The 24,726-nt window shown below is 67.5% G+C and carries 23 protein-coding genes; 17 read left to right on the top strand and 6 right to left on the bottom strand.

The window, feature by feature from the left end:
• Window positions 1-76: 76 nt before the first annotated feature.
• The 3 genes from ACO1BR_RS24580 to ACO1BR_RS24570 all read right to left on the bottom strand — a co-directional run bounded on the left by ACO1BR_RS24580 (window position 77) and on the right by ACO1BR_RS24570 (window position 3,313).
• Window positions 77-1,024 (bottom strand): IS1380 family transposase, encoded by a 948-nt coding sequence (locus ACO1BR_RS24580; RefSeq protein ID WP_426797256.1) that lies wholly within the window; start codon window positions 1,022-1,024, stop codon window positions 77-79.
• Between the two features lie 197 nt (window positions 1,025-1,221).
• Window positions 1,222-2,214, bottom strand: coding sequence for a helix-turn-helix domain-containing protein (locus tag ACO1BR_RS24575; RefSeq protein ID WP_426797255.1), 993 nt, complete (start codon window positions 2,212-2,214; stop codon window positions 1,222-1,224).
• Between the two features lie 649 nt (window positions 2,215-2,863).
• A complete protein-coding gene (locus tag ACO1BR_RS24570; protein ID WP_426797254.1) occupies window positions 2,864-3,313 on the bottom strand; it encodes a hypothetical protein in 450 nt (149 codons plus the stop codon).
• A 672-nt stretch (window positions 3,314-3,985) separates the two neighbouring features.
• Here ACO1BR_RS24570 and ACO1BR_RS24565 point away from each other — a divergent pair.
• Together ACO1BR_RS24565 and ACO1BR_RS24560 are read left to right on the top strand one after the other, a co-directional pair.
• Window positions 3,986-4,381 carry a hypothetical protein gene (locus ACO1BR_RS24565; RefSeq protein ID WP_426797253.1) on the top strand — a complete coding sequence of 132 codons (396 nt, stop codon included), beginning with the start codon at window positions 3,986-3,988 and terminating at the stop codon, window positions 4,379-4,381.
• Window positions 4,382-4,421: 40 nt separating this feature from the next.
• Window positions 4,422-5,192, top strand: coding sequence for a transposase (locus ACO1BR_RS24560; protein ID WP_426797252.1), 771 nt, complete (start codon window positions 4,422-4,424; stop codon window positions 5,190-5,192).
• 294 nt (window positions 5,193-5,486) lie between these two features.
• On the opposite strand, the gene ACO1BR_RS24555 is transcribed toward ACO1BR_RS24560, so the two are convergent.
• The 3 genes from ACO1BR_RS24555 to ACO1BR_RS24545 are packed head-to-tail and all read right to left on the bottom strand — an operon-like array spanning window position 5,487 to window position 8,115.
• Window positions 5,487-6,398 carry an FAD-dependent oxidoreductase gene (locus tag ACO1BR_RS24555; RefSeq protein ID WP_426797251.1) on the bottom strand — a complete coding sequence of 304 codons (912 nt, stop codon included), beginning with the start codon at window positions 6,396-6,398 and terminating at the stop codon, window positions 5,487-5,489.
• A 4-nt stretch (window positions 6,399-6,402) separates the two neighbouring features.
• Window positions 6,403-6,969: an isochorismatase family cysteine hydrolase gene (locus ACO1BR_RS24550; RefSeq protein WP_426797250.1), complete on the bottom strand. Its 567-nt coding sequence runs from the start codon at window positions 6,967-6,969 to the stop codon at window positions 6,403-6,405.
• Window positions 6,970-6,987: 18 nt separating this feature from the next.
• Complete coding sequence (locus ACO1BR_RS24545; RefSeq protein ID WP_426797249.1) at window positions 6,988-8,115, bottom strand: helix-turn-helix domain-containing protein; 1,128 nt, start codon at window positions 8,113-8,115, stop codon at window positions 6,988-6,990.
• A gap of 217 nt (window positions 8,116-8,332) precedes the next feature.
• Here ACO1BR_RS24545 and ACO1BR_RS24540 point away from each other — a divergent pair, with 217 nt between their 5' ends.
• The 15 genes from ACO1BR_RS24540 to ACO1BR_RS24470 all read left to right on the top strand — a co-directional run bounded on the left by ACO1BR_RS24540 (window position 8,333) and on the right by ACO1BR_RS24470 (window position 24,681).
• Window positions 8,333-8,800 carry an NUDIX hydrolase gene (locus ACO1BR_RS24540; protein WP_426797248.1) on the top strand — a complete coding sequence of 156 codons (468 nt, stop codon included), beginning with the start codon at window positions 8,333-8,335 and terminating at the stop codon, window positions 8,798-8,800.
• Window positions 8,801-8,806: 6 nt separating this feature from the next.
• A complete protein-coding gene (locus ACO1BR_RS24535; RefSeq protein ID WP_426797247.1) occupies window positions 8,807-9,463 on the top strand; it encodes a hypothetical protein in 657 nt (218 codons plus the stop codon).
• A complete protein-coding gene (locus ACO1BR_RS24530) occupies window positions 9,463-11,262 on the top strand; it encodes a DUF4254 domain-containing protein (protein WP_426797246.1) in 1,800 nt (599 codons plus the stop codon). The genes ACO1BR_RS24535 and ACO1BR_RS24530 overlap by 1 nt, the downstream gene beginning before the upstream one ends.
• Before the next feature lie 55 nt (window positions 11,263-11,317).
• Window positions 11,318-11,896 carry a phosphoribosyltransferase domain-containing protein gene (locus ACO1BR_RS24525; protein ID WP_426797245.1) on the top strand — a complete coding sequence of 193 codons (579 nt, stop codon included), beginning with the start codon at window positions 11,318-11,320 and terminating at the stop codon, window positions 11,894-11,896.
• A 428-nt stretch (window positions 11,897-12,324) separates the two neighbouring features.
• Window positions 12,325-13,059 carry a glycosyltransferase family 9 protein gene (locus tag ACO1BR_RS24520; RefSeq protein ID WP_426797244.1) on the top strand — a complete coding sequence of 245 codons (735 nt, stop codon included), beginning with the start codon at window positions 12,325-12,327 and terminating at the stop codon, window positions 13,057-13,059.
• Window positions 13,038-14,174 (top strand): hypothetical protein, encoded by a 1,137-nt coding sequence (locus tag ACO1BR_RS24515; protein ID WP_426797243.1) that lies wholly within the window; start codon window positions 13,038-13,040, stop codon window positions 14,172-14,174. Before ACO1BR_RS24520 ends, ACO1BR_RS24515 begins: the two co-directional genes overlap by 22 nt.
• The gene (locus ACO1BR_RS24510) at window positions 14,159-14,920 is read left to right on the top strand and encodes an SDR family NAD(P)-dependent oxidoreductase (protein ID WP_426797242.1); all 762 of its coding nucleotides are present in this window, start codon (window positions 14,159-14,161) and stop codon (window positions 14,918-14,920) included. Before ACO1BR_RS24515 ends, ACO1BR_RS24510 begins: the two co-directional genes overlap by 16 nt.
• Window positions 14,913-15,476, top strand: coding sequence for a histidine phosphatase family protein (locus ACO1BR_RS24505; protein WP_426797241.1), 564 nt, complete (start codon window positions 14,913-14,915; stop codon window positions 15,474-15,476). The genes ACO1BR_RS24510 and ACO1BR_RS24505 overlap by 8 nt, the downstream gene beginning before the upstream one ends.
• A 681-nt stretch (window positions 15,477-16,157) precedes the next feature.
• Window positions 16,158-17,063: an aminoglycoside phosphotransferase family protein gene (locus tag ACO1BR_RS24500; protein WP_426797240.1), complete on the top strand. Its 906-nt coding sequence runs from the start codon at window positions 16,158-16,160 to the stop codon at window positions 17,061-17,063.
• A gap of 218 nt (window positions 17,064-17,281) precedes the next feature.
• Window positions 17,282-17,578, top strand: coding sequence for a hypothetical protein (locus tag ACO1BR_RS24495; RefSeq protein ID WP_426797239.1), 297 nt, complete (start codon window positions 17,282-17,284; stop codon window positions 17,576-17,578).
• Window positions 17,575-18,879: a glycosyltransferase gene (locus tag ACO1BR_RS24490; protein ID WP_426797238.1), complete on the top strand. Its 1,305-nt coding sequence runs from the start codon at window positions 17,575-17,577 to the stop codon at window positions 18,877-18,879. The genes ACO1BR_RS24495 and ACO1BR_RS24490 overlap by 4 nt, the downstream gene beginning before the upstream one ends.
• Window positions 18,863-20,713: a glycoside hydrolase family 15 protein gene (locus ACO1BR_RS24485; protein WP_426797237.1), complete on the top strand. Its 1,851-nt coding sequence runs from the start codon at window positions 18,863-18,865 to the stop codon at window positions 20,711-20,713. Before ACO1BR_RS24490 ends, ACO1BR_RS24485 begins: the two co-directional genes overlap by 17 nt.
• A complete protein-coding gene (locus ACO1BR_RS24480) occupies window positions 20,713-21,726 on the top strand; it encodes a hypothetical protein (protein ID WP_426797236.1) in 1,014 nt (337 codons plus the stop codon). Before ACO1BR_RS24485 ends, ACO1BR_RS24480 begins: the two co-directional genes overlap by 1 nt.
• Before the next feature lie 172 nt (window positions 21,727-21,898).
• Entirely contained in the window at window positions 21,899-23,323 is a 1,425-nt protein-coding gene (locus ACO1BR_RS24475) for an amino acid permease (RefSeq protein WP_426797258.1), read from the top strand.
• Complete coding sequence (locus tag ACO1BR_RS24470; protein WP_426797235.1) at window positions 23,323-24,681, top strand: glutamine synthetase family protein; 1,359 nt, start codon at window positions 23,323-23,325, stop codon at window positions 24,679-24,681. The genes ACO1BR_RS24475 and ACO1BR_RS24470 overlap by 1 nt, the downstream gene beginning before the upstream one ends.
• Window positions 24,682-24,726 lie beyond the last annotated feature (45 nt).

Genomic DNA, 24,726 nt, shown 5'->3' with positions numbered 1-24,726 from the left:
ACTTACGTCCCACCTGGACATCCCTCCCTGGACCATCAAGATCCATTGTCCGGGTGTCCACTCCAAAGGATCAGCCTCACTTGGGGTTCAGCCGTTTCACGCGGCGCACGATCAGTCGGGCTGTGGTGTGGAATGCCTTCTTCTTGCTGGTGAACGCGGTGAACTCGATCTCGGTGATCTCGGCGTCGGAGATCCAGCGTTCCTCCTCGGCGTCCCATGCGGCGCTGGCGTACTTGATCGGCGTCCAGGCATCCTCGGGGATCTGCATGATGGCCTCGCGGATGGTCTTCTTGACCGCGACGGCCAGGGAGAAGGCGGCACCGGCCTTGCGGCACACATCGACGACCTTGTGGGAGAAGTACGCGGAGTCCGCACGGACGACGATGTGTGCGGTGATGCCCATGGCCCGGACCGTGGCCAGGGCCTCGCGCAGCAGACTGGCCGCGCCCTTGCCGGAGCCTGCCGAGCCCTTGCGCAGCCTGGTGGCCACGATCACGGGTGCGCAGGTGGAGGTCTTCACGGTGACGATCTGGAAGTGCAGGCCGCGCTGCTTGGTGTAGCCGAACGAGGCGCCCTGCTTGGCGGGGCCGTAGACCTGCTTGCCCTTGGAGTCGATGTCCACGAACACCACCTCGTCCCGGCGGGGGACCAGACCGGTGTGCGCGGCCAGGCGGCAGGTGAACGCCCGTGCAGCGGACTCCAGTTGGCGCACATGCCCCCAGGTGAAGGCGCGCAGGAAACTGCCCAGCGTGGACGGCGCCCGCACCCCGCCGAACAGGCGCGGCAGCCCGCCGTGGCGCAGTATGTCCAGGTCGTCGATGCTGTCCGCCCCGGCGACCATGCCGCCCACGATCGACATGGCTTTCGTGTCGGCGGCCGTACCGGCACCATTCTTCGCACCGGTGAGCCTCACCTTCTGGGCCACCAAGGCGGGCAACCCGCACCGCTCGGCCAGCCGGATCGTCGGGATCAGCCCGGCGTGCGCGATCAGGTCCGGGTCGTCGAACGCGGCGAAGAGCTCCACGGGTCTGTGGGAGACTTTCACTTACGAGGTGCCTTGCTTCGTGGGACTGATGAGGGCGTAGGAACTCCCATCATCCCAGGTCAGCAGGCACCTCTTCTCTATTCGTCGCCCACAGACCGACTATCACGCGGTGGATCCAGGCTAAGTCCACAGCACTACGCAATGCGTGCACTGGTGGCACGGGCAGCGTGCGCGGATCACCGCTCGACCTGAGCTTGGTACACCTGGTGCCGGTAGTCCCTGGGCGGGGTGCCGTAGGTGGTGTGGAAGGCGCGGCTGAAGTCGGCGGCGCGGGGGAAGCCCCAGCGGGCGGCGATGGTGTGGATCGGGATGGCGTGCTGGGCGGGGTCGGCGAGGTCGCGGCGGGCGCGTTCCAGGCGTTGGCAGCGGATGCTGCCGGCCACCGTGTCGTCTTCGTGTTGGAAGAGGCGGTGCAGGTAGCTGAGGGAGATGTGGTGTGCGGCGGCGATGCCGCGTGGGGTCAGTTGGGGGTCGTGCAGGTGCTGTTGGATGAATGCCTTGATGCGCAGGGTCAGGGTGCGTTGATGGGATTCGGGTGGGAGGGCGCTGTCGTCGTCGAGGGTGCGGGCGAATACCGCAGCGATCAGATCGATCAGTACCGTCTCCAGATGGGGCCCGTCGGTAGGCTCGTATGACGCGCTGTTCTCGACGATTTGGAGCAGGAACTGAGTCATGAGCGCGCCGATTCCCTCGCGCGCTGGTATTCCCTGTCCGAATAATCGCTCTACCCGGCTTGCTGGTACCGGCAGCAACGTCTTGGGGACATCAATCCCGAGCCCTGCGAAGTACCCGTGACCATCGATGGTGTCCATGTGCAGGTCGAAGACCCGTGAGCTGTCGCAGACGTGTAATTCGTAGGGATTTAATTGTGCCTTCTGGTCATCCCAGGCCAGTCGGTGGACACCCGATTGTGGAAGCGCGAGGTGAAATTGCTCGGGATCGGATTGGCGGATTAGCTTTGCCGTCCGCTGGAACCGCAACGGGTGGCAGGTCACGGGCCATACATGAATCGCGCCGAGTTGCAGCGCGCGATAATGTGCATCATATGCGGCTGCAAAATTGCTTGTAAGCTCTACTGGTGCATGGGTACGGCCAATGAGCTCACGGAAGACCTCGAACCGGTCCGCCGTAGGCAGTTCCTCACTCGAAAAGACTGTTTCTTTCAGCATGGGCCGATACCTCGTCTCTTCACCCTCTGTCCAGGCTGGCTTGGCGACGGTCCTCGCGCCCCTCTTGGTTGGTGTGCACGGCCAGGTCGCCTCTGGCCGTAGCTATCTGAGGCGATACGTCGGCTGGCGGGCAACCGTGCGTTTTCGAGCAAGACCCCGGGTGGGTCTCCTTCGTCCCGTGCGCCCTGTGTTGACTGCTTCGCGCCCTGCCGAACGGACGCTGTCCGTTGGCAGGCTGTCGTTCTTCTGACTGAGGGGCATGGCGCTCGGGTGTCCGCGCTGCAAGGAGTCCAGCCAGGTGCTGCACCTGCCGGAGTAAGTGGCGTCGTTGCCGCGTGAGTCGCCACTGCACGGCAAGTACGCCGAGCCGCCGGAGTATGCGGTGCAGTGGCTTCTGCCGGTGGTGGCGGCTGGGGTGGGTGTGGTGGCTTTGGTGAGCGGTGAGGTAGCCGCAGGGATTGTGCTGCTGGCCGGCGCTGTGGGTGTCGGCTTCTGGTTGTCGCGGCGTGCGCGGGCTGCCGAGGATGAACGGGCCCGGTGGGCAAGGTCGTTGATCTGCCGGCGGTGTCCGGCGGTCTTCCTGCGTGAGGAGGCGCTGGCGGCTTGAGCCGGAACGTGGAACAGCCCCACCCAGTGGGCGGTTGGGGGGTCAGTGCGACAGTGCGAGCATGGTGAGCGTGAGGCCGCCGAGGCAGATGCCGGCGTGAAGGGCTACCCAGACCAGGTATAGGCGCACTCGGTAGAGGCGCGGGAATCGCTGCTGTTGGTCGCTGAAGGTTTGTGTCCAGCGGGGGTTCATGTCGAGGTCGGGGTGAAGGTCTGCGAGTTTCAACCGAAGTTGGTGGGCCTGGGATCCGTGGAGTTTGGACCGTTCGTGGTACTTGAGGCAGGCGAGTATCCCGTAGGCGCCGAGGCAGGTCATGGGGAGCGTGATGACCAGTGAGGGGCTGGTCAGGCTGCGTTGCGCGATGAGGCCGAGGCCGGCGGCGACGATAACGATGATGATGTTGCTGAGGGTTGCGCGTTGGCTCTCGATTTGCCGTATTTGATCTCGCTGTTCTTTGATTAACGCGAGGAGTACGTCGCTGCTGTCTGCCATGGGTTCACCTATGCGGGATGCGTTCCTGGTGGGACATCATGAGGGGAAGGCGGTCGTGTGCCTCTGAGTCGCATCATGTCCGGGGGTAGCATCTCGAAATCACAGAACAGGCGTCTACAGAGCAGGATTTGAGGAACCTTGCTCTCGGTGATCTTCTCGGTGCGGCGTGCGACGGCTACGGAGGACGAACGAGCCCGGCGTGCAGGGTCGTTGATCTGTCGGCGATGTCCGGCGGTGTTCCCGCGGGAGGATGTGGTCGTGGCGTGAGCTCCCACGCGGGTCAGACCGCCCAGCCGGACCGCGCTCACGGGGCATCCGGGATGTGAACTGTGGGGGGCTCGTCAAGTATGAAGCCGCATAGTTTTCGGCCCGCTCATCAGGTCACGCTCCGCGAGCCGGCTCATGTCGTCAGGGCTAAGGAGTTTCCTGCCGCTGGTCGTCCAGCTGGGTCCACGCTCGCCGCTCAGTAGAGTCAGCGCCTCCTCTGAAGGGGGTCATCGCTCCCGAGTACAAGCCGCCTAAAGGTCGTCCCGTTAATCGGGGGCTCAGTGGGACGCCTGGTACCGGTTGGTAAGGTTGTCCCTATTTGGGCGGCCTGGATAGTCAGAGGGCCTCAGATCTCTTGGAGGCCGGGCGGTGCGCTTCGTCTGCCGGAACTTTGGGCTGTCGGACATGCCGCGGCGCGGTCTCACCCCGCAAGAGGCACCCCTGGCGGTGCTGCTCCTCGATATCGACGCAGAGCTGTCCATCTGGGAGCAGGGGCGCAAGGTGTGGTCCGAGGAGGCGTTCCCCGTGGCCGAGCTGGCGTACCACCTGGCGCTCTGGCTCCACAGCCCGGCGGCTGGCCATGAGGACTTCACGCTCGACTCGATGCAGGCGGACGAGGGGCTGATCCGCATCGTGAGCTCCGATGAGGGCTGGCGGGTGGGCTCCATCTTCACGCCGGACTTCTGGACCTCACCCGTCGCCTGGGATGTCCTCGTGGCAGAGATCAAGCAGTTCGATCACTCCGTGCGTGAGGGCGTTGCCGCGATGGGTGTTGACCCCGCCTTCATCCCGGAGCCCTGACGCTGTTCCGGACTGGCCGACCTGGTGGAATGATCACGGTGTGGCTGGTGTGATCACGGCGTCGAAACCGTCCTGGATAGTCCCGTTCGCCGGGCTGAGCCCGCGCTGTTTCCGCAAGCTGGTGACCGCACTGCGCCGCGAGGGAGCGGACGCGGTCCGGCGGGGCCGGCCATGGAGCCTTTCGCTGGAGGACCGGGTCCTGCTGGTCGCAGCGTACTGGCGCACCAACTTGACACTGCGCCAGCTCGGCCCGCTGTTCGGCGTTTCAAAGTCCGCGGCCGACCGCATCATCGCTCACCTCGGGCCCCTCCTCGCGCTCCGGCCGCGCCGACGGTTCCGCACGGACGCCGTCCTCATCGTGGACGGTACCCTGGTCCCTACGCGTGACCACGCGGTGGCCGAGCAGTCGAAGAACTACAGGTATTCCACCAATCATCAGGTCGTCATCGATGCCGACACCCGGCTCGTCGTCGTGGTCGGCCAACCCCTGCCTGGCAACCGCAACGACTGCAAGGCATGGGAGCTGTCCGGTGCGAAGACGGCCGTCGGCAACGCGACAGTGATCGCCGACGGCGGCTACCGCGGTACCGGCCTGGTCATCCCACATCGCCGCGAACGCGGCCAGACCGAACTCCCAGCCTGGAAAGAGGAACACAACCGCTCCCACCGCAAGGTCCGCGCCCGAGTCGAGCACACCTTCGCCCGGATGAAGTGCTGGAAGATCCTCCGCGACTGCCGTCTCAAGGGCAACGGGGTTCATCACGCCATGCTCGGCATCGCCCGCCTCCACAACATCGCCCTTGCTGGATAGATCGAGGAGACCCGACCACAGAGCTGCCTGACTCAGCTATTCGATCGTTGCGGGACAAGCCTTAGGAAGCTGTCGACGTCATCGGTGTGGTGCCAGTCATCCGGGCGCATGCCTCATGGTTCCGCGAATTCGCTGACTGTGCCCGTGGTTTTCTGACGGGGTGAAGCGACGGGGCGCCGTCTGTCAGGACACGGCCTTCCTTCAGTCCCCCGCTGCCTACTCCGGCTCCGGGTTTCTACACCGAGGTGATGCACGGATGTTCGCGAAGACGCCCCAGCAGGTAGGGCATCAACGTCACTGCCTCCGCATGGCGTAGTAGGCGTGCAAGGCGGCTTCGCTGCCGGAGCCCATGGCCGTCATGATCCGCTGGAATTGGGCAGATCTCAGGTCGCCGGCGACGATGACACGGGGGTGTTGGTCGGAGGGCGGGCAATAGCCTGCGACATCGCGGACGAGGTCGCCGGGTGGGGCTGTCGGGGCGCTGCCGATGCTGAGGAACACGGCGTCCGCGGAAACAATGTCCCGCTGCCCTTCCCGGCCCACTGTCTCTGCCGTAACCACAGGCCCTTCTGAAAGGCGCAGGGTCAGGTGGGCGACGGGCAGGAGAGTCACACGAGGGTCGTCGACGATCTCCTCGACCTTGTAGTCGTCGTCCGTGGGGTACGCCACGATCAGCTGGGTGTTGGTGTCTTCGTGCGCGCGCAGGAAGGTACCGATCGGTCGGTCGCCGCCGAGGATGAGAAGGGTGCGGTCCTCAGCGTCGTCCGGTTCCGCCTGCCACAGTGGAGCGAGGATGAGGTCCGGCGGGGCAGTGATCCAGGGGACGTCCTGGGGCTGGAGGGGGCCAACACCTGTGGCAAGGACGGCGTAGGGGGCGGTCAGGCGGGTGCGGGTGTCCAGGGTGACGACCACGTGGTCGTCGAAGGTTCGGATTTCCGTGGCCCGGCGTCCGATCTCGATGCGACACAGGTCTCTGCGCTTCAGATCGGCTGCTATGGAGTCGGCCAGGTCCGGGCCGTTGGTGTACCCGCCAAGGACGTTGTTGAGAGCCGGGATGCGGTGAAGGTTGCGGCACAGGGTGTCCGGTTCGATCAGCACCGAGCGCATGCCGACGCTGGCCGCGGTGAGGGCAGCGGCGCAGCCGGCCGGTCCTCCGCCCATGATGATCAGGTCGGTGTCGGTGGGGCGAGGTGGTGTGGCAGCCATGGGGCTATTCCAGCACCGCGACGCTACAAGCGGCTGGGAGTTCCCTTATCACGTGGTCGATGGTGACCAGTTGTCGTGGGCCGATGAGGCGGCGTGCGACGACCAGACCGGCGTCGTGGACGTCCGGGCCGGCGTCGCTAGCGCAAGCGTCGGTGACGATTCTGGGTGCGTAGCCGTGCTCGAAGGCGTCCGCGGCGGACTTCAGGACGCAACTTTCGGTGGCCACACCGCAGAAGACCAGGTCGGTCCAGCCTGCCTGCCGGATCAGTTCGGTGGCCTGCGGGGTGAAGAGTGTGTAGCCAGCCTTGTCGATGGTGGCGTAGGCGCTCGCGGCCTGGCCGGCAAGTTCCGGAACGATGTCGGTCTCAGGGGGCTCCTGCAGCCGACTCCACTGGAAGAACCGTTCGTACGGGCTGCCGGGATGGTTGAAGTAACGGGTGAAGATTACCGGCCTGCCCGTGCGGGTCCAGCGGGTCACCAGGTCGAGAACGGCAGGGACGATATGGCGACTGTGGTGGTTCACGAAGCCGTTCTGAAGGTCGATCACGACCAGCGCTGCATTAGTGTCCATGTGCATCTCCCTGCCTTGTCAGTCGGCGCTTTCGCGGAGCGCGTCCTGCGCGGCACGGAGCCGGTCGGCCAGGCCGCTGGTCTTCATGATCGCCTCTCGCATGAGGCAGTGCTGCGCAGTCTCCTGTGCGCGTGCTGTGCTGAGCCGGGAGTAGGCGGCTCTCAGAAAGCGCCAGCCGTAGCGGTCGGGCATGGAGGGATCCTGCCCTTCCTCGACCCGTTGCTGAACCTGATGTGTGAAGCACCACAGGGCTTGGACAGCCAGTTCGCAGCCGACCAGCTCGTCGGCGGTGAGGCTGCGTTCCTGGGAGACCGACGCGTAGGAGACTCCGGACCAGCCGGCGTACCCGGTGGAGACTCCGCGTACGCCGAAGGACACGATGTCGGGGTGATCGAGGCCGTTGGCTAGAAGGGTCTCTTCCACTGAGCCGTCCAAGGGCACGGGGCCGTCGGGCGATCCACGGTCGACCAGCACCGATGGCGTGGACAGCAGACGCAGAGCGGTGTCGTACTCGCTGCCGGTCCATGGGCTGGAAGTAAGCCAGTAGAGGGAGAGGACGTACTCCGGGTTTGGCCCGTGAGGGTGATCCTCGTCCAACAGGTCCCGGATCTTCGCCCTCGCCCATTTCAGGTCGGAGGCGTAGGAGCGGTAGCGCCACACGGCCAATTCGGAGAGGGTGGCGGGTTCCTGGGGCTGGATGATGTGGAATACCGCGACGCCGCAGGCAAAGACGTGGAGGGTGCACGTCGGTGCCTCGGGATGGTCCACGTCGGCCAAAGACGACTCCAGCCAGCCAGCCGCCGTACCCACGGTCATGTGAGCGCCTAGCCGGCGTGCGTGGTCGACGCCGATGAAGACGGGCACGAACTTATGGGAGTTCACCGCTATCGCCCCGGTAGCCGACGGGGCCTCGTCGCTCGCACCGAGGGCTTCGGCGAACCGTCTTCTGATCTCGTCCGACGCGCGTGCGAGGGCGGTGTCGAGCACGGACTGCGAGTCCGGGCGCGGGAAGTAATGGTCCGCTCCTGCCTCCCATTTCGAGATGGCTCGGTCGCTGATGCCTAGGTGGTCAGCGAAGTCGCGGAGGCTCATCCGCATGGCCTCGCGAAGCAGCCGGGTCTCACGACCGGACCATCGCTGCACCATGACCACTGTCACTCCCCTATCCGCCGTCCGATCGAGCGCCGAACGCACAGCGTAACGAGGTGTGTTCGGCAGCGGTACGGCGTTAGTTCAGCACTTGTGCGTCCCGCTCCGGCCCCGGTGTGCCCCATGCTGAGACGCCTGGTGGAGATCAACCCCCTTCAGCCTTGGCGCTGTTGGCGGCATCCCCGGAGTACCACGACCAGAAGGAGTAATCGGCATGACGGACATCGTCAAGCGCAACGCCCGGGCAATCCTCCTCGACGGAGACGAGCTGGTCCTGATCAAGCGCACCAAGCCGGGCCGGGAGCCGTACTGGGTGTCGGTCGGCGGCGGCGTCGAGGAGGAGGACCCGACCATCGAGGATGCTCTGCACCGTGAGGTGTTCGAGGAACTCGGCGGCAAGCTGGACCGCGCCGAACTCGTCCACCTGATCAGCGACGAGCTGGAGGACGGCGTCGGCGTCCAGCACATCTTCGCGGCCCGGCTGGTTTCGATGGATCTGTCCAGCCGTACGGGCACCGAGTTTTCCAAGCCGGAACGGGGTGCGTACGAGGTGGTCAGGGTCCCGTTCACCGCGGAAGCTCTTCGGGGACTGAACCTGATGCCGCCGGCGCTGTCGGAGTTCATCGCCGCCAACACCGAGGCGATCGCCTCCGTCCTCGACACGCCGATCCGCAAGGGTTGATGGGGGATGCAGGGCGTGGCGGACTTCCTCAGTCTCAACGGACCTGACAACGTCGGAAAAACGACCCAGTTGCGGCGACTGACCGGGCTCTGGAACGGCTTCCAGCTGCTGGGCGCGGTCCATGAACACGACCCTGAGCCGTGGGCCAGGGTAGCGGCGAACGACTACGCCACGTGGTGGTTTGAGACGTCCACGACGGCGGAACTGACCGAGATGCTGCAGGCCAGCCACGCCAAACGCGTCGCTGCTCGCGCGGCCGGCCGGATCGGACTTCTCGACCGGGGCCTGCCCATGCTCCTGGCGGTGGCAGCTGCAACCTGCGTGATCAAGGACGGCCTGACGGTACGAGAGGCGCTGGCCACCGTGACCGACCTAGCCGGGTCGCGGACCGCCCCGGCGGAAACCTCCGTTCTCCTCCTGCCGTCGCGCGATCTCGAACGCAGCTACGCGATCACCAGCGCCCGGGAGGGCCGCCCCTGGACCGGGGTCTATCCCGCCTACCAAAAGACGTTGCACGCAGTACTGCTCCACCAAGCCGGTCGTGGCACTTACGCGGCGGTCGTGGACTGCGAGGACCGCTCGCCGGATGACGTCCACGCCGAGGTGCTCGACCTCATCGGCGACCACCTGCCAGTTTCATCCCTGAAGGACGGAAGCCCTTGATGTCCCAGAACCCCCCGCCGTTGGTTCTGCCCCCGGTCCTGTCCCGTGCCATGGCCACATTGCCGGAGAAGGACTGGCGGCGTCTCGACGACGCCGTGACCCGACTGCACACCGTTAACGGAAATCTGTGGGGCGCCGAGGACCGGGTACGCGACCCGCTCTTGACCGCCGTACAGGTCGCCGATTGCAAGCGCGAGATCGACCAGCTCAACGCCGAACGCAACACTCTGGCCGAACGAGCTGACGAGATCCTCGGAGGACTCGCGGACGCTGGCCGCGCCGACATTCCGCTGCACACCGAAACCCTCGCCTCCGTTGTGGACCGGCTGTCGGTGCTGACCTTGCGGATCTGGCACAGCGAACGCGCCTCGACGCGGGACGAACTGGCCCGGCGACGCGTTCCTGCGCTCCACCAGCAGCGCGAGGAGTTGGCCGCTGCGCTCGACTCTCTCGTCGCCGACGTCGTCGGCGGTCGCCGACGCCTTCCCGTGCCGGCCCGCTACAAGCTCTACGGCCCGACCGACTCCACAAACTCGGAGATCAAGCCCAGCCGCCATCTGACCAGGGTCATCGCGCTGGGCGGGCTGAGCGAATGCGGCAAGAGCACCAGCGCCGAATTCCTCCAGCACACCTGCGGAACCCAGCGCCTCAAGATCGGCTACCTCTTGCGTCAGGCCGCACACCGTCAGGGCCTCGCGGACCCATACGCACTGTCCGCCCGGCGCCAGGCTGAGATGCTCCTCGGCGAACTGAACCGCTTCGCTGAAGCGCACGTGGACACGCGGCTGTTCACCATCGAGTCCGTCCACGACGACACCTCGATCGCCGAACTCAAGCAACTCATGGGCGACAGGCTGCAAATCGTCTACCTTGATGCCACGTTCGCCACCCGCGTCTCACGGTCCGGAATGCCGGCCCAGGCCGTCGCGGCGAAGGACGAGATCAAGATGAGCCGCGGCGCCCACCAAGTCGCCGCCGTAGCCGACCATGTGATCGACAACTCCGAAAGCGTCGCCGCTCTGCGCGCCCGGCTCCTGCGAATAGCCGCCCCCGCGGGCCCGGGCGGGCTTCGCATCGCCACCCCGTACGGCCTGGGCCTGTCGGCCCCGGTGGCGTCGGCCACGTCCGACTTCGTCGACGCCCTTCGCGCCAACGGCCCGACCGTGCAGCTGGTGGCCTTGACGGGAAGTCCCGGCGAGGGAACCTGGATCGCCGACTGGTCGGACTTGGACCTGCTGGTGGTCGCCGAACACGACGTCACCGACAGGATCACCGAAGCCCTGGAACGCTACCGCGTCGCACTGGGCGGTACTGCTGCTCTCGGACTCACTCTCGTCACACCCGGCGAGTTGACCGCACGGCGACTCACCCCCCGCCTGGCCTACTCGCTGTACCAGCTGCAGCAAGGGCAACCCGTTCTTCATCATGCATCCGACCTGGAGCTGCCCGCCATCACGCAGGACGAACTCGCCCTGGCCGCTGTCCGAGAACTCCCCCAGGTGATGCTCACCATGCGGCGCCTGCGCACCGCCGCCGGCCCCGAGACGCTGCGACAGCTGTACAAGCACCTTGTCCTGGCCTGCCGTCTCCTCCTCCGCGAGCACAATCAGTGGGAGAACGGTCCCGACCGCATCCTCACCGCCGCCTCCCGGCTGCCCAAGCTGCCCAGCTTTTCCGTGCCGCCCCTGGCAGAGATCTCCGACGCCTGGCGCGATGGCCGCAGGGAGCAGGCCCTGGGCACCATCATCCCGGCAATCGACCAGCTTCTGACCTGGTACGCCGTGCAGCTCACGGCTTGACGAACCACCGCCTGCCAGTTTCTTCCTCCTCCACCTCGACGACAGGAGTTTTGCCGTGCCCGAAACTCTGGCCGCACCGCCTTTCACCGCCCGCATCGTCGAACGCCTGAGTGTCAGTCCAACCAGCCGACGCGAACGCGTCATCCACTCCCTCGACGGCCTCGAAGCGCCCGTCACCCCCCAACACCTCGCGACCACCGGCGCCTGCCTGTGGCAGCGCATCCAGCACCACGTCGCCGAAGAACTCGGTCCCGTAGACTTCCTCCTCGGCCTGGACGCCGGCGGCATCCTGCCCACCGTCTCCTTGGCCGCCGCCGCACAGCTCCCCTACAAGATCGCCTGGAAGCTGCACCTCCCACTTGACGGCGCGGTCCGCTTCAGCGAACCCCACGCGATGCGCACGGACGTCTTCGCCTACGGCATCACGCCGGGACAGCGGATCATCCTTGTGGACGACGAGGTCACCACCGGCAGGACCCTGGCCAACCTCACTCGAGCCCTGCGGGAGGCGGGGGCTATCCCGCTGGCTGCCGTCTGCCTCGTGGAGGACAGCATGCGCGGAGCCCGCCGCCTCCTCAACGAGGATCTCGGCCTCCCTCTGGTCGCCCTCACCACCATCGAGGCACACACGTGAAGGCGACGCCAGCCGGGATCCACTTTCACACTGGCTCTCTCAGCATCCCCACCACAGCGATCCACACCACGCCGCTTGGATATGACCGCACCGACCTCCCGGTCGGTGCACAGCTTCCCCTCCCCCCCTCGGTCGAACTCACCGATCGCCTCAGCCAGTGCGGCGAAGTCGAGGTGGCCTTCCACGGGAAGCTCGGCGACACCGTCCTCGCTCTGTCTGCCGTCCGTGCACTTACAGAATGGATCGGGCTGCACTCCGACCCACCCGTCGTCAGGGCAACCGGCCCATACTCCGACCTGGTCTCCCGCTACGGCCTTGCCACCCAGAACCCGGCCGCCCCACCAGACAGTCATCGTGTTGTTATCGGCGACCGGCCCGGAATTGAGGCCCGTGCGACGGGGGCTGCGACGGTCTTGGTCGATTCGGCCATGCCGCCCTGCTGGTCAACGGACGGGCGGGCACACCCGGACCTGCCCGCACGCCACTACCTGGCACTGGAACGCCGCCTCGGCGTCCGATTACCTGGTACCGCTCCCTTTGCTCCCACGCTCACCGCCCGATCGAGCGACCTGGTGGAGCAGCTGCGGACCGCCGGTTGGTTCAGCGGGCTGACCATCGCTGCCATCACCGCAACCAGTTGGCCCGAGCGCAAGGACTACACGGTGCAGCGCTTCATCGAGGTAGCCCAACGCATTGCCCACGCACGAGGCGTCCCCACCCAACTGCTGCTGATCGGCGGCCAGAGCGGCGGTGTTCACGCCGCCGCTGAAAGCCCCTCCCGCAACATCCAAGTCCTGCGCCTTGATGGGATGTCTGCCATTCACCTCGCCGACTTGTTCCCTCGCTGCGACCTGGTCGTCGGCAACGACACCGGTCTTACCCACCTCGCCGCGCTGACCCGTAGACCCGACGGCGCCGGGCCGCCGGTTCTCGGGCTCTATGCCCGGCACAGTCACAGCAAATGGCGCACCGGGCAATCCCACCACCACGCCGTCGCCACTGACCTCTCCGACCGCATGCACCAGGGCGACCTGTGCCCCGTACGCGACGCCATCTCCGCAGATACGGACATCCACATGGAGGCCATCACACCCGCCTCGCTCGCCCAGCTCTGTGCCGGCCTCCTCGACGGGAGCAGGCGGTGGCCGGACGAACGCACCTGAAAGTCGGCCCACTGCGCCGCTTTACCCGCAACCTGCTCGTCTCCGTCGACTGTTTCAACCAGCAGTTGCTCGTGAAGTACACGCGCACCCCGTCCGAGGCCCGTGACGAGATCCGCGGCCACGCCCGCCTGGCCCAGCACTACCGCGTACCCGCCCTCCGCGCACGCCTACGGGTACCGGGCGGATACATCCTCACGTACGAACGGCTCCCCATCGGTCCTGACCGCGGACTCCTGCTCGACCTCCTCAATGCGCACGAACCCAGCAGTGAACTCCACATCTACATGCGCCAACTCACCACTGCATACCGCGATGTAATCCTCACCACCGCGCGGCTCGCTGACCAAAGCCAGGTCGTGCGCAAGCTGTACTGGGATCGCGCGGCACCCGGGGGCCGTCTTGACGCCTACTACCGCGGACAGGACTTCCCCGTCGCCGCCGGCATCATCGACATCCCGGTCTCCCACCTGGGCACGTACGCGTTGAACATCAACGGCCAGCTGCTCCACCTCGACTGGGCCGCCACGCTCCGCCAGCTGCATAACCACTTCGCCACGCCCGAACCCGTCTGGGCGGCTCTCACTCAGGGTGATCCGACCGATGTCAACCTCGCCCATCCCTTGGCCTGGCTCGACTATGACACCGCCGGCCCCAACAGCATCGCGGGCGAGTTCGCGAACTTCCTGTGGTACACCTCCGCGCTTGGTGGCTGGCTGGTTCCCACCCACAATCCGTCCGCCTTCGCCGACCACCGGGCCACCTTTGATCGCATCGCGGCCAACGCTCCCCGGATCCTGCGAGCCGCCGCCGACCGCACCACGAACACGGTCGACATCGACTACGCATGGCAACTCTCAGCACCGCGGCGAACTGCCATCAACGCCTACTGGGAGCAGCTGGTGCTACCCGTCGCCGAACAGCTTTGGGCCGGCACGAACCTGGCCGACCTGCTCCGCCCCTACGTCGCCATGCGGATCCTCGCCGTCTACAACCTGGCCGAGCTGGCCCCCGAAGAACGGCTCGTCCTCCTGGCCCGGCTGGCGGAGGTCATGAGCCCGTCCTTCGACCCTGTCACCTACTTCTCCCCGCTGGAGTCCCCATGCCCGGCCCTCTGAACGGACGCACAGCCCTCGTCACGGGAGCCACCGGCGGCATCGGCTCCGCCATCGCCCAACGCCTCTCCGCCCAGGGCGCCGCCGTCATCGTCGCCCACCACAGCAACCACCCAGCCGCCGCCCACCTTGTCGAACAAATCGCTCGAAGCGGGGGCACTGCCCTGCCCCTGGAGGCCGACCTCCGCGCCCCCCAAGCCGTCGGACGGCTCTGCCGACAGGCCCTCGAACAGCTCGGCACGATCGACGTCCTCGTCAGCAACGCCGGCGCCTACCCCCGCATACCGTGGGCGGAGACCACCCCCAGCAGCTGGCAGAACACGCTGGACACCAACCTCACCAGCCACTACCTCCTCGCCCACGAGCTGACGCCCGGCATGACCGCCGGCGGGTGGGGACGCATCATCACGATCGGCTCCGTCCTCGCCGCAGCAGGCCGCCATGACCTCAGCGGCTACATCAGCGCGAAGGCCGGACTCGAAGGGCTCACCCGCGCCCTCGCCCGCGAACTCGGCGCCTCCGGCATCACCGCCAACTGCGTGGCACCCGGTTCCATCCGCGTTACTGCCGAGGACTCCGTCGTCCCCGACCCGGTCGCCATGACCGCACGGCAGCTGGCCCGTCAGTGCGTCCCACGTCGGGGCCGCCCAGAGGACATCGCCGCGGCCGTCGCCTTCCTGGCCACCGACGACGCCAGCTTCATTACCGGACAGACCCTTCGCATCGACGGAGGCTGGATCCTTGGCTGACATCTGGCTCATGCGCCACGGCGCCTACGAGGGCCACCGCACCGGCCACCACGCACCGTTCAGCGCAATACTGACCGAGGAAGGACACGAGCAGGTGCGACGCGCCCTGCCACTGCCGGACAACATCACCGGCATCGTCACCAGTCCCATCCCCCGGGCCCGTCAAACCGCCGACCGCGTCGCACACCTCACCGGTCTGCCGATCGTTGCCACGTCCGAGCTGCTGGCGGAGTGGCGCGCCCCAAGCAGCGTCCTCGGCCGCACCTCGGATGCCTACCCACCCGGATACCAGGCGTGGCGAACCCGCCGACTCGCCAAACCCTCGCTCCGCTTCGAGGACGGGGAGAGCCTTGCCGACCTCCACACCCGTGCAGCTCGCTGCACCTGCTTCCTACGGCGCACCGCGCACCTCCACGGCCCCCTCCTCGCTGTGTCCCACAAACTGATCCTCGGCGTGCTCACCCACCTCAACGAAGGCCCCACCGCCTTCGCCACTGCGGCAGCCGCCACCTGGAACTTCGCCGAAATCCGCCGCTTCACCAGTGCGAATGCGTGACGTGCCATGCCCTCGACCGCTTTCTCTTCGACGTCACGGACCACAGGAATCAGAAGCACATGCCCGTGGTGGCATCAACTCGAAGAATGGCCCCACCCGGCTCCGCTGCCCGGTCGGGAATGGGCAACGCTTTCCATCCGCCCCTCGCCAGGGTTGGCGGCTCTGGAAGTTCTCGTCGCAGCCGGCTCGGCCGTCGGTCCGGTTCTCGTGTGTCAGTGGCACCGGTGGCTTCACGTACCGGTGGCGCCAGAGGCCAGGGGGAGCTTCCTGGGCGAGCGCCTGGGGGTGAAGGGGCGAGAGCTGTCCTGCCCGTACGATGACCAGCGCTTTCATGGTGCTGGGTGCCGACCCTTCCGGCTGTGGCTCCTCCCCCAACGCCCCAACGTTCTCACCGACGTCTGGGCCCTGGCTGCGCAGATGGATGCGATGCGCGCTTCAAGTCCGCGGCCTGTAGCCGCAGCTGCCTGATCGTCCCGTCCGCTCCGGGTCGAATGCGGACCACTTGTTCAAATTGCCTTTTCCAGGAGTCCTTATGAGCCGCCACCTCGCCATCTGCGCGGACCCTGTGTTGGAGCACGACCACTACGTGCTCCACAGGCTCCGTGCTCCCGGTGCCGCGTACGCCCCACACACTCGGCATGCACTCGTCAGGCCCTCTTCCCCGGCGGCCGGGTGGGCATCGTGACCAAGCTTCCCCCTCCCCCGCAGCGGACGAGCATTCCGGGTGGTGTGCTGGATTGGGCCTCGTGTGTGCTGGGCGTCATCACGGGCGTCTTGGATGCCTCGCGGGGCCGCGCGGGCTCCAGGGTGTGGGAGTTGACCTGTGCGGACGGCACCCGATTCTTCCTGAAGATCGCGTCGACCAAAGCGTCCTACGACCGCGAGGTCCACGCTTACAGGTTCGCGGTACCAGCGCTAGGTCCCGGCCGCACTCCACGCCTCCAGGCAGCTGATCCCGGTGAGTTGGCGATGCTTCTGACCGCACTGCCTGGTGAGACGGTGGCATGGGCCGTGCTGGATATGAACGACCTCATCCGGGTGCACCGCCAAGCGGGCTATCTGCTGCGTGAGCTTCATGACAGGCCGGTCGCCCCCCGCGGCTCGGTGGATCTACTGGCAGAGGTGCGCGCACGGACAGCGTCCGCGGTGCAGGGTGTAGCTGCCGCCGGTACCCTCCTCTCGCATGCCGAGCAGGAGCTGCTCCTTGGCCTGGTCAGGCAGCTGCCCCAGCTGGAGGCGTGCCCTACGGCGTTCGTCCATGGGGACGCGCAGGAATGCAACTTCTTGTGGGACAGGCCCACCGGGTGCGCTGCGCTGCTCGATTTCGGGCAGGCGCGGCCTGCGGTGGCCGTCGACGATTTCGTTCATCTGGCTGTCGGCCCGTGGATGCGATATCCGCGGCTGAAGCAGATGTTTTTCACCGGGTACGGGCGTGAACTGGCGGATCCGGAGCGAAGGGTGCTGCCGGCTCTGGCCGCGATGCACGCTGTCGACGGCCTGGTCCAGGGCATCCGTGCCCGCGACCCCGAGGTCACCGAAGGTGCCCGCGCCACCTTGAAGTTGCTGGCGGACGGAGTGCGCTGGTGAACATGTCTTGTGCAGCTTGGACGCCGCCCGTCCTCGCTTCGAATGCGGTCGCCACGGCGCACAGCTCGTGCGCACCCGTCCTCATCGATGCGGCTACAACGGCGAACGCGATGACGCTGCGTCCCAGCGTGGTGGCGCCATCCGCTCAGTGCCGCGCTTGCGGCCCCTTCAAGCNGTGCGCACCCGTCCTCATCGATGCGGCTACAACGGCGAACGCGATGACGCTGCGTCCCAGCGTGGTGGCGCCATCCGCTCAGTGCCGCGCTTGCGGCCCCTTCAAGCCCCTCGTTTCCGGCCGGGTCCTGTGGGGGGACCGGCCGGAAACGAGGCCGGTGTGGCGTCCGCCGTACCGCCAGCTCAAGATCCGGCAGCGGGCAGACCCGCTCTCCGACGAGTGGGACGGCCCGGGGATCTTCCGTGACGGCTATCGGATTCAGGCCGCGCAGTACGCCGACGTGCCCGCGCAGAACGGCAACACGCACGCTGTCGATCGAGCGAAGGTCGATCCGCGATGACCGGACCTGTCTCGCGCCGCGTCCGTGACCCGCGCCAGCCCTGGCAGCCCATGCGGCGCCCGGAGGAATCCGTGATCGCGCTTCCCCGGCCTCGCCAGGGCGGATTCGCTGCCGCCTGCGGTTCGCGGAGTGTGCTGGTGGTCTCCCTGGCCTGGCAGATGAACGCGGCCTCGGGTTCCGCGAAAGCCACCGCAGCCTTGGCCGTCGGGTTGGCGGGTGCCGGACACCGGGCAGTGATCGTCACCGCGGCACCGCCGATGCTGAGCCCCAGGCTGGAAGGCGTGGTCGTGGAGCAGATCGACCTGCCCGTCAGTCTGCCCTGCCCGCCAGAGACGCTCCGTGAGGCAATCGACTTGGGCGCGGGGGGACTTCAGCGTCAGCTGTGGTCGCTGATCGCCCGGCACAACGCCGACACCGTGCTGTGCACCGACGCGCTGTGGGGCCTGGGCCGACTGCGCATGGACCTCCCCGACGGGGTGTGCCGGGCGCTGGCGGTGGACCGACTGCCCGACGACCGCGACGCGACAGCGCTCAGGTGGGCCGACATTGTGCTCGCCCCCACAGCCGCGGTCCGCAACGCGGCACACCAACGAGGCTGGGACACCTCGACGTGGCGTGTGGTCCCCCACGCCCTCCTCCACGAACCACCCGAACCGAGGCCCGCCAGCGTCCTGAGCCGCCTGCAGTGGGGCGATCTCCGTATCCTGAGCGCGGTAGCGGACACCTCCAACGGCGTGGTCGCCCTGCTGAGGGCGGCACGGCACCACAGGGACACCGTCGGCTCCTACGTGGTGCGTGTCGCAGCAGCGACGCACTACCTGCAGTGGGGACCGGCCGGCGTCGCCCTGACGGATACCTGCCGGCGCCAGGTGGAACTGGCCGAGCACATGAGCTGGTGCGGGGAGCTGCCATGGCATGCCGTTCCCGCCTGGCTCTCGGGAGCCGCGGTCGTGATCGCACCGTCCACGCCAGGCTCACCGGGGATGGCGGCTGTTGAGGCCATGTCCGTGGGAGTGCCCGTCGTCGGATATCGGAGCGGGCACCTGTCCCGGCTCATCGGCCCCGCGCAGCACGCACAGGCGTTGTTGGCCGAACCCCACCACGGGCCCCGCGCGCTGCTGAACCTCGCCCGCGCTCTCCTCGGGTCCCCCCGCGCCTACTGCGAGACCGCACAGGCCGTCTACGAACAATCCCGCCGCTTCACCAAAGCCCGCGTCACCCAGCAGTTCCTTGCTGCCGTGCCTCCCCGCGGAACGCTCCCGAACGACGATCGGACACAAACCCATGTCCATGCCCATTGAGGATTACGCGCTCATCGGCGATATGCAGACGGCCGCGCTCGTGTGTCGGGATGGCACGGTCGACTGGCTGTGCCTGCCCCGCTTCGACTCGCCGGCGGTCTTCACGGCGCTGCTGGGCACCGAGGAACACGGCTGCTGGCGCATGGGTCCGGCCGGCGGAACCGGTGCCGGTCCCCGGCCAGCTGACCGCCGCCGCTACCGAGGCGACAGCTTGGTGTTGGAATCCGAGTGGGACACCCCCCGCGGCACGGTCCGGGTGATCGACTTCATGCCTCCCCGTGACGGTGCTCCGCAGGTGATCCGCATCGTGGAGGGGGTCAGCGGCCAGGTCCCGATGTGCTCGGAGCTGCGGATGCGGTTCGCGTACGGCAAGGTCGTGCCCTGGGTCCACTCGGTCGACGGCCGGGCCGTCGCGGTCGCCGGCCCCGACTCCGTGTGGCTGGACACCCCCGCAACGGCGACCGTCCGCCACGGAACAGTGGTCTCTGAGTTCACCGTTTCGCCCGGTGAGCGGATCGCGTTCACGTTCAGCTGGCAGCCCTCGCACCACGAGCCGCCGGCGCTGGCGGAGCCGGAGGCGTCGCTGGAGGCGACCGAGGAGTTCTGGCGGGAGTGGGTCGAGCACTGCACGTACCACGGGCCCTACCGGGACGCGGTGGTGCGCTCGCTGATCACGCTGAAGGCGCTGACGTACGCGCCGACAGGCGGGATCGTGGCGGCGCCGACGACGTCCCTGCCGGAGTGCATCGGCGGGGTCCGCAACTGGGACTACCGCTTCACCTGGCTGCGGGACGCGGCGATCACCCTGTCGTCGCTGCTGCGCACCGGCTACCGCGAGGAGGCCCGGGCCTGGCGGGAGTGGCTGCTGCGGGCGGTGGCCGGCGACCCGGAGAACCTCCAGATCATGTACGGCATCGCCGGTGAGCGGGAGCTGGGCGAGAACGAGCTCAACTGGCTTCCCGGGTACGAGGATTCGCGCCCGGTGCGGGTCGGCAACGGCGCCGCCGGCCAGCTCCAGCTGGACGTCTACGGCGAGGTGATCGATGCCCTTCACGTCGCGTGTGCCTCCGGCCTGGCACCCGATGACCAGGCGGTCAGTCTGCAGTTGAAGCTGATCGCGTGGGTGGAAAAGCACTGGGACGAACCGGACGAGGGCATCTGGGAGGTGCGCGGCCCGCGCCGGCACTTCGTCCACTCCAAGGTCATGACCTGGGTCGCGGTCGACCGCACGGTCAAGCTGATCGAGTCCGGGGACGTGGACGGCCCGCTGGAGCGCTGGAAGGACCTGCGCGAGACCATCCACCGGGACGTCTGCGAGCACGGGTACGACAAGGAGCGGAACACCTTCACCCAGTCCTACGGCTCGCAGGAGCTGGACGCGTCGCTGCTGCTGATCCCGCAGGTCGGGTTCCTGCCGCCGGACGACAAGCGCGTCATCGGCACCATCGAGGCCATCCAGCGCGAGCTGGGCACCGAGGACGGCTTCATCCTGCGCTACCCGACCGCCGGCGACGATGCCGGGGTGGACGGTCTGGAGGGCGACGAGGGGGCGTTCCTGGCCTGCTCGTTCTGGCTGGCCGACGACCTGGCGGTGATCGGCCGGGTGGAGGAGGCCCGCCAGCTCTTCGAGAAGCTGCTCTCGCTCCGCAACGACCTCGGACTGTTGGCAGAGGAGTGGGACCCCAGGGCCCAGCGCCAGGTGGGCAACTTCCCACAGGCGTTCAGCCACATCGGCCTGATCGAGGCAGCGCTCAAACTGTCTGCCGCCGGGGCGCACGTCTCGGACGCAGGGGCGAGATACCGCGACGTCGCGAGATGGCCCGAGGAGTGCTGATGTATCCCGTGTATCACCCTGCGGGCAGCGATGACGACCTGCGGGTGGCCCTGGTAGAGCTGCGGGCCGGTCGGTGGTCGGCCGCCCGGAACCTGTTGTCCACCACGAGGTCTCTGGTGCTCAGAACATCCCGGACGCAGGTCCTGGCGGTCGCTGCTGCCGGGAGCGACGTGATGGATGTGTGGCTGGCCGAGGAGCCGGACAACTACGACGCCCAGATTATGCGAGCCCGGGTCCTCGTGGAGCGCGCCCTGCGCGCCCACCGCCAACTCCACACCAGCGTTGCCGAGTTCGAGACCCGAGCCCGGCATGCGGCACAGCTGGCCGCACACCGGGCTCCACACGATCCGGTCCCGTGGGTGTGCCTCCTGGCCCTCGCACAGGTCGACGTGCGTCAACTGCGTCCGGAGCACCGCATGCCGTCAAGGGAGCCGATGCTGCCGCCGGGGCCGTGGCAACTGCTGGGAGAGGTCCATCGGCGGGATCCCTTCAACCGGGAGGCATTCCATCGTGTCCTGCAGGCCCTGCTCTCCCGGGACGGCCCAGCGAACGGAGGACTGGCTGCCGTCTTCGACTTCGGACGGTGGGTGGCCTCCTGGGCACCGGCCAAATCACCCCTGCTCCTGCTACCGGCATACGCTCAAGTCGAGCAGTGCCGCCAGCAGATGCAGCGCGGCAGGGTGCACCCGCTGTGGCGGCGGCAGTGGGCCGAAGACCCTTTGCACGCCTACACCCGCAACGCCTTCCACCACTGGTTCAAGACCGCGGACCCCGCTCTACGGTCGCTGACCGACCTCAGTCACCTCGCGTATGCACTGTGGGCCGGTCACCAGTTCGCCGAAGCGGCCGAGGTGTTCACCTCCATGGAGCCATACGCGACCCGCGAGCCGTGGTCGTCGGTGGATGAGCGGCTCCTCGGAGACGACGGCGGTCAGGAGCTGATGCTGCGGGCGCGCCGGGAATCGCTGGCCTACGCGCACAGGACAGCCCCGCGCGACGGCCCTCGTCCGTGATCTGCCTGGCTTCTTCGCCACGAGCACGTTCGGCATATTCATCCCCTTTTCTTCGCCTCATGGAGGTTTCGTGTTCCGCTTAGGTCAGCGCCGCCGGTCCGTTCACTCCCATCGCCCCCCGGATGACGCGTACTTGCGCGAACTCGGCTACGAGCCGGTACTCGCCCGCCGGATGGGCCCCTTCGGCAACTTCGCGATCAGCTTCTCCGTCATCAGCGTGCTGTCCGGCTGCATGACGCTGTACGGCTTCGGCCTGACCACCGGCGGCCCGGCGGTGATGATGTGGGGCTGGATCGCGGTCGGTGTAATGGTGATGTTTGTGGGGGCCGGGCTGGCGGAGGTGACGTCCGCCTACCCCACCTCCGGGGCCCTGTACTTCCAGGCGGAGAAGCTCGGAGGGCGCAAGGCCGGCTGGTACACCGGCTGGCTGAACCTCTTGGGCTTGCTCGGCGCGATCGCCGGCATCGACTACGGCGCCGCGCAGTTCACCGGCGCGCTGCTGAACCTGCAGTTCGCCTTTGAGCCGACCGCGGGCAAGACGATGGTGATCTACCTGATCATCCTTGCTCTGCATGCCTCGTTGAACCTGTTCGGGGTCCGGCTGGTCAGCATCCTGAACTCGATCAGCGTCTGGTGGCACCTGGCCGGCGTCACGCTGATCGTCGGCGTCCTGGCCCTCGTGCCCGCGCACCACCAGACCCCTAGCTTCGTCTTCGGTGGCTTCGTCAACCACACCGGCTGGTCCAGCCCCCTGTACGTCACGGCCATCGGTCTGCTGCTCGCCCAGTACACCTTCAGTGGTTACGACGCCTCAGCGCACCTGTCGGAGGAGACCACCAACGCCCAAGTCAGCGCCTCGCGCGGCATCATGCGAGCCATCACCTGGTCCTGGGCGGCCGGGTTCGCGCTGCTGGCCGGTCTGACGTTCGCGATCCAGGACTACGCGGCAACGCGCGCCACCGCGACCGGGGTGCCGCCCGCCCAGATCTTCCTGGACGCCCTCGGTGTGGCCGGCGCGAAGGCGCTGCTGCTGGTCGTCATCGTCGCCCAGCTGTTCTGCGGCAACGCCGAGACGGCTGCGGCGAGCCGGATGGTGTTCGCGTTCAGCCGGGACGGGGCCCTGCCGGGCTCGGGACTGTGGCGGCGGGTGCACGCGCGCACCGGCACGCCCCGCAACGCGGTTTGGCTGGCCGTCGTCGCCGCGGCCCTGCTCGCCGCGCCGAGTCTGTATAGCCCGAGCGCGTACGCAGCGATCACCAGCATCAACGTCATCGGGATCACCCCCGCCTATGCCATCCCGATCTACCTGCGCGTCAAGCACCGCGCCCGCTTCCAGGCCGGCCCCTGGAACCTGGGCAGGTGGGGTGTGACGGTCGGCGTCGTCGCCGTGGCCTGGGTCGTGTTCGTCACCGTGCTGTTCTGCCTGCCCCAGACCAGCCCGGTCTCCGTCGGCACCTTCAACTATGCGCCGGTCGCACTGATCGCCGTGCTGGTGCTGGCCTGGGCCTGGTGGCGTGCCGCGGGCAAGCGTGCCTATGACGTGCCCGCCCGCAGCTTCGACCGCTCCACCGACCGCTTCGATCAGGAGATCGTGTGATGCCGGCAGCCAACTCCGACAACGGTGCCGATGCCCACCTGACTCTCGACCGTCTGCGGGCCCTGGTCGGCTCAGGGCGGATCGACACGGTGCTGCTGGCCGTCCCCGACCTGCAGGGCCGGCTGAAGGGCAAGCGGTACAACGCGCGGCATTTCTGCGAACGCGTTGCCCACCAGGGCGCCGAGATGTGCGCCTACGTGCTGGCCACCGACGTCGACATGAGGCCGCTGGATGGTTTCACGCTGGCCTCGTGGGAAACCGGCTACCAGGACATTGTGGTCACCCCGGCCATCTCGACCCTCCGGCTCGTGCCGTGGATGCCGGGCACCGCCCTGGTCCTTGGTGACGTCGCCGACCGCCACGGGGAACCCATCGAGGTAGCGCCGCGGCAGATGCTGCGCCGGCAACTGACCCACCTCGCCGCCCACGGCCTGCACGTCAAGACCGGTTTGGAGACCGAGTTCGTGCTCTACCAGGGCACCGGCGACCAGAACATGACGCCGTTGACCGCCGAGAACCTCGATTTCGCCCTGGACCACACCCCGGTGGCACTCCCGTTCTTCCGCCGTCTGGAGGCCGGGCTCGCTGGGGCCGGGCTACCGGTAGAAGCGGTCAAAACGGAGGGCGCCGGCGGCCAGGTCGAGGTCACCTTCCCCTACGGCGAACCTCTCGCAGCCTGCGACGGGCACCTGGTCTTCAAGCACGCCGCACGTACCCTGGCAACACGGATGGGACTCACCCCCACGTTCATGGCGGCGCCACAGACCGGGATCGGCAGCGGATTGCACCTGCACCTCTCGCTGTGGAAGAACAACACCAGCGTGCTCACGGACCCGGACGGCGCCCTGTCCACACTCGCCGAGCACGCCGTCGCCGGCCTCCTCGACGCTCTCCCCCAGCTCGGTCCGCTGTACGCGCCGAACATCAACTCCTACAAGCGTTACGTGCCTAGCTCGTTCGCGCCCACCGCCTTCACCTGGGGCTACGACAACCGAACCTGCGCGATCCGAGTCGTCGGCCACGGTGAAAACCTGCACCTCGAAGTGAGAGTGCCCGGAGCTGACGCCAACCCCTACCTCGCCACAGCCGCCGTCGTCGCAGCGATCGCCTACGGCCTTGACCGCACCCCACCACTTCCCTCCGAACAGTCCGGCAACGCCTACCGGGACATGACGGCGCCGCCGCTGGCCCACACGCTGGAGGAAGCCTTGACCTGGTTCTCCGAAAGCACCATCGCCGAGGCACGGTTCGGCCGCGAGGTGGTACAGCACTACACCCGGCTCGCCCAGGTCGAACTCGACCACCAGCGCGCCCTCGTCCCCGATACCGAACGAGCTCGCTGGCTCCTCCACGCCTGACGCGTAATCCGACCCGGCGCGCGGACACCGGCCCGTCCGCGCTGC

Source organism: Streptomyces sp. YGL11-2 (assembly GCF_050054615.1).
In the GTDB taxonomy this organism is placed as follows: Bacteria; Actinomycetota; Actinomycetes; order Streptomycetales; family Streptomycetaceae; genus Streptomyces.
This window is presented reverse-complemented; position numbering and strand designations above follow the sequence as displayed.

Coding starts and splice junctions, on each gene's coding strand:
- ACO1BR_RS24575 (WP_426797255.1), bottom strand. CDS start 2,214: ATGCTGAAAGAAACAGTCTTTTCGAGTGAGGAACTGCCTACGGCGGAC.
- ACO1BR_RS24570 (WP_426797254.1), bottom strand. CDS start 3,313: ATGGCAGACAGCAGCGACGTACTCCTCGCGTTAATCAAAGAACAGCGA.
- ACO1BR_RS24565 (WP_426797253.1), top strand. CDS start 3,986: ATGCCGCGGCGCGGTCTCACCCCGCAAGAGGCACCCCTGGCGGTGCTG.
- ACO1BR_RS24555 (WP_426797251.1), bottom strand. CDS start 6,398: ATGGCTGCCACACCACCTCGCCCCACCGACACCGACCTGATCATCATG.
- ACO1BR_RS24550 (WP_426797250.1), bottom strand. CDS start 6,969: ATGGACACTAATGCAGCGCTGGTCGTGATCGACCTTCAGAACGGCTTC.
- ACO1BR_RS24545 (WP_426797249.1), bottom strand. CDS start 8,115: ATGGTGCAGCGATGGTCCGGTCGTGAGACCCGGCTGCTTCGCGAGGCC.
- ACO1BR_RS24540 (WP_426797248.1), top strand. CDS start 8,333: ATGACGGACATCGTCAAGCGCAACGCCCGGGCAATCCTCCTCGACGGA.
- ACO1BR_RS24535 (WP_426797247.1), top strand. CDS start 8,807: ATGCAGGGCGTGGCGGACTTCCTCAGTCTCAACGGACCTGACAACGTC.
- ACO1BR_RS24530 (WP_426797246.1), top strand. CDS start 9,463: ATGTCCCAGAACCCCCCGCCGTTGGTTCTGCCCCCGGTCCTGTCCCGT.
- ACO1BR_RS24520 (WP_426797244.1), top strand. CDS start 12,325: ATGCCGCCCTGCTGGTCAACGGACGGGCGGGCACACCCGGACCTGCCC.
- ACO1BR_RS24510 (WP_426797242.1), top strand. CDS start 14,159: ATGCCCGGCCCTCTGAACGGACGCACAGCCCTCGTCACGGGAGCCACC.
- ACO1BR_RS24495 (WP_426797239.1), top strand. CDS start 17,282: ATGACGCTGCGTCCCAGCGTGGTGGCGCCATCCGCTCAGTGCCGCGCT.
- ACO1BR_RS24490 (WP_426797238.1), top strand. CDS start 17,575: ATGACCGGACCTGTCTCGCGCCGCGTCCGTGACCCGCGCCAGCCCTGG.
- ACO1BR_RS24485 (WP_426797237.1), top strand. CDS start 18,863: ATGTCCATGCCCATTGAGGATTACGCGCTCATCGGCGATATGCAGACG.
- ACO1BR_RS24480 (WP_426797236.1), top strand. CDS start 20,713: ATGTATCCCGTGTATCACCCTGCGGGCAGCGATGACGACCTGCGGGTG.
- ACO1BR_RS24475 (WP_426797258.1), top strand. CDS start 21,899: ATGGGCCCCTTCGGCAACTTCGCGATCAGCTTCTCCGTCATCAGCGTG.
- ACO1BR_RS24470 (WP_426797235.1), top strand. CDS start 23,323: ATGCCGGCAGCCAACTCCGACAACGGTGCCGATGCCCACCTGACTCTC.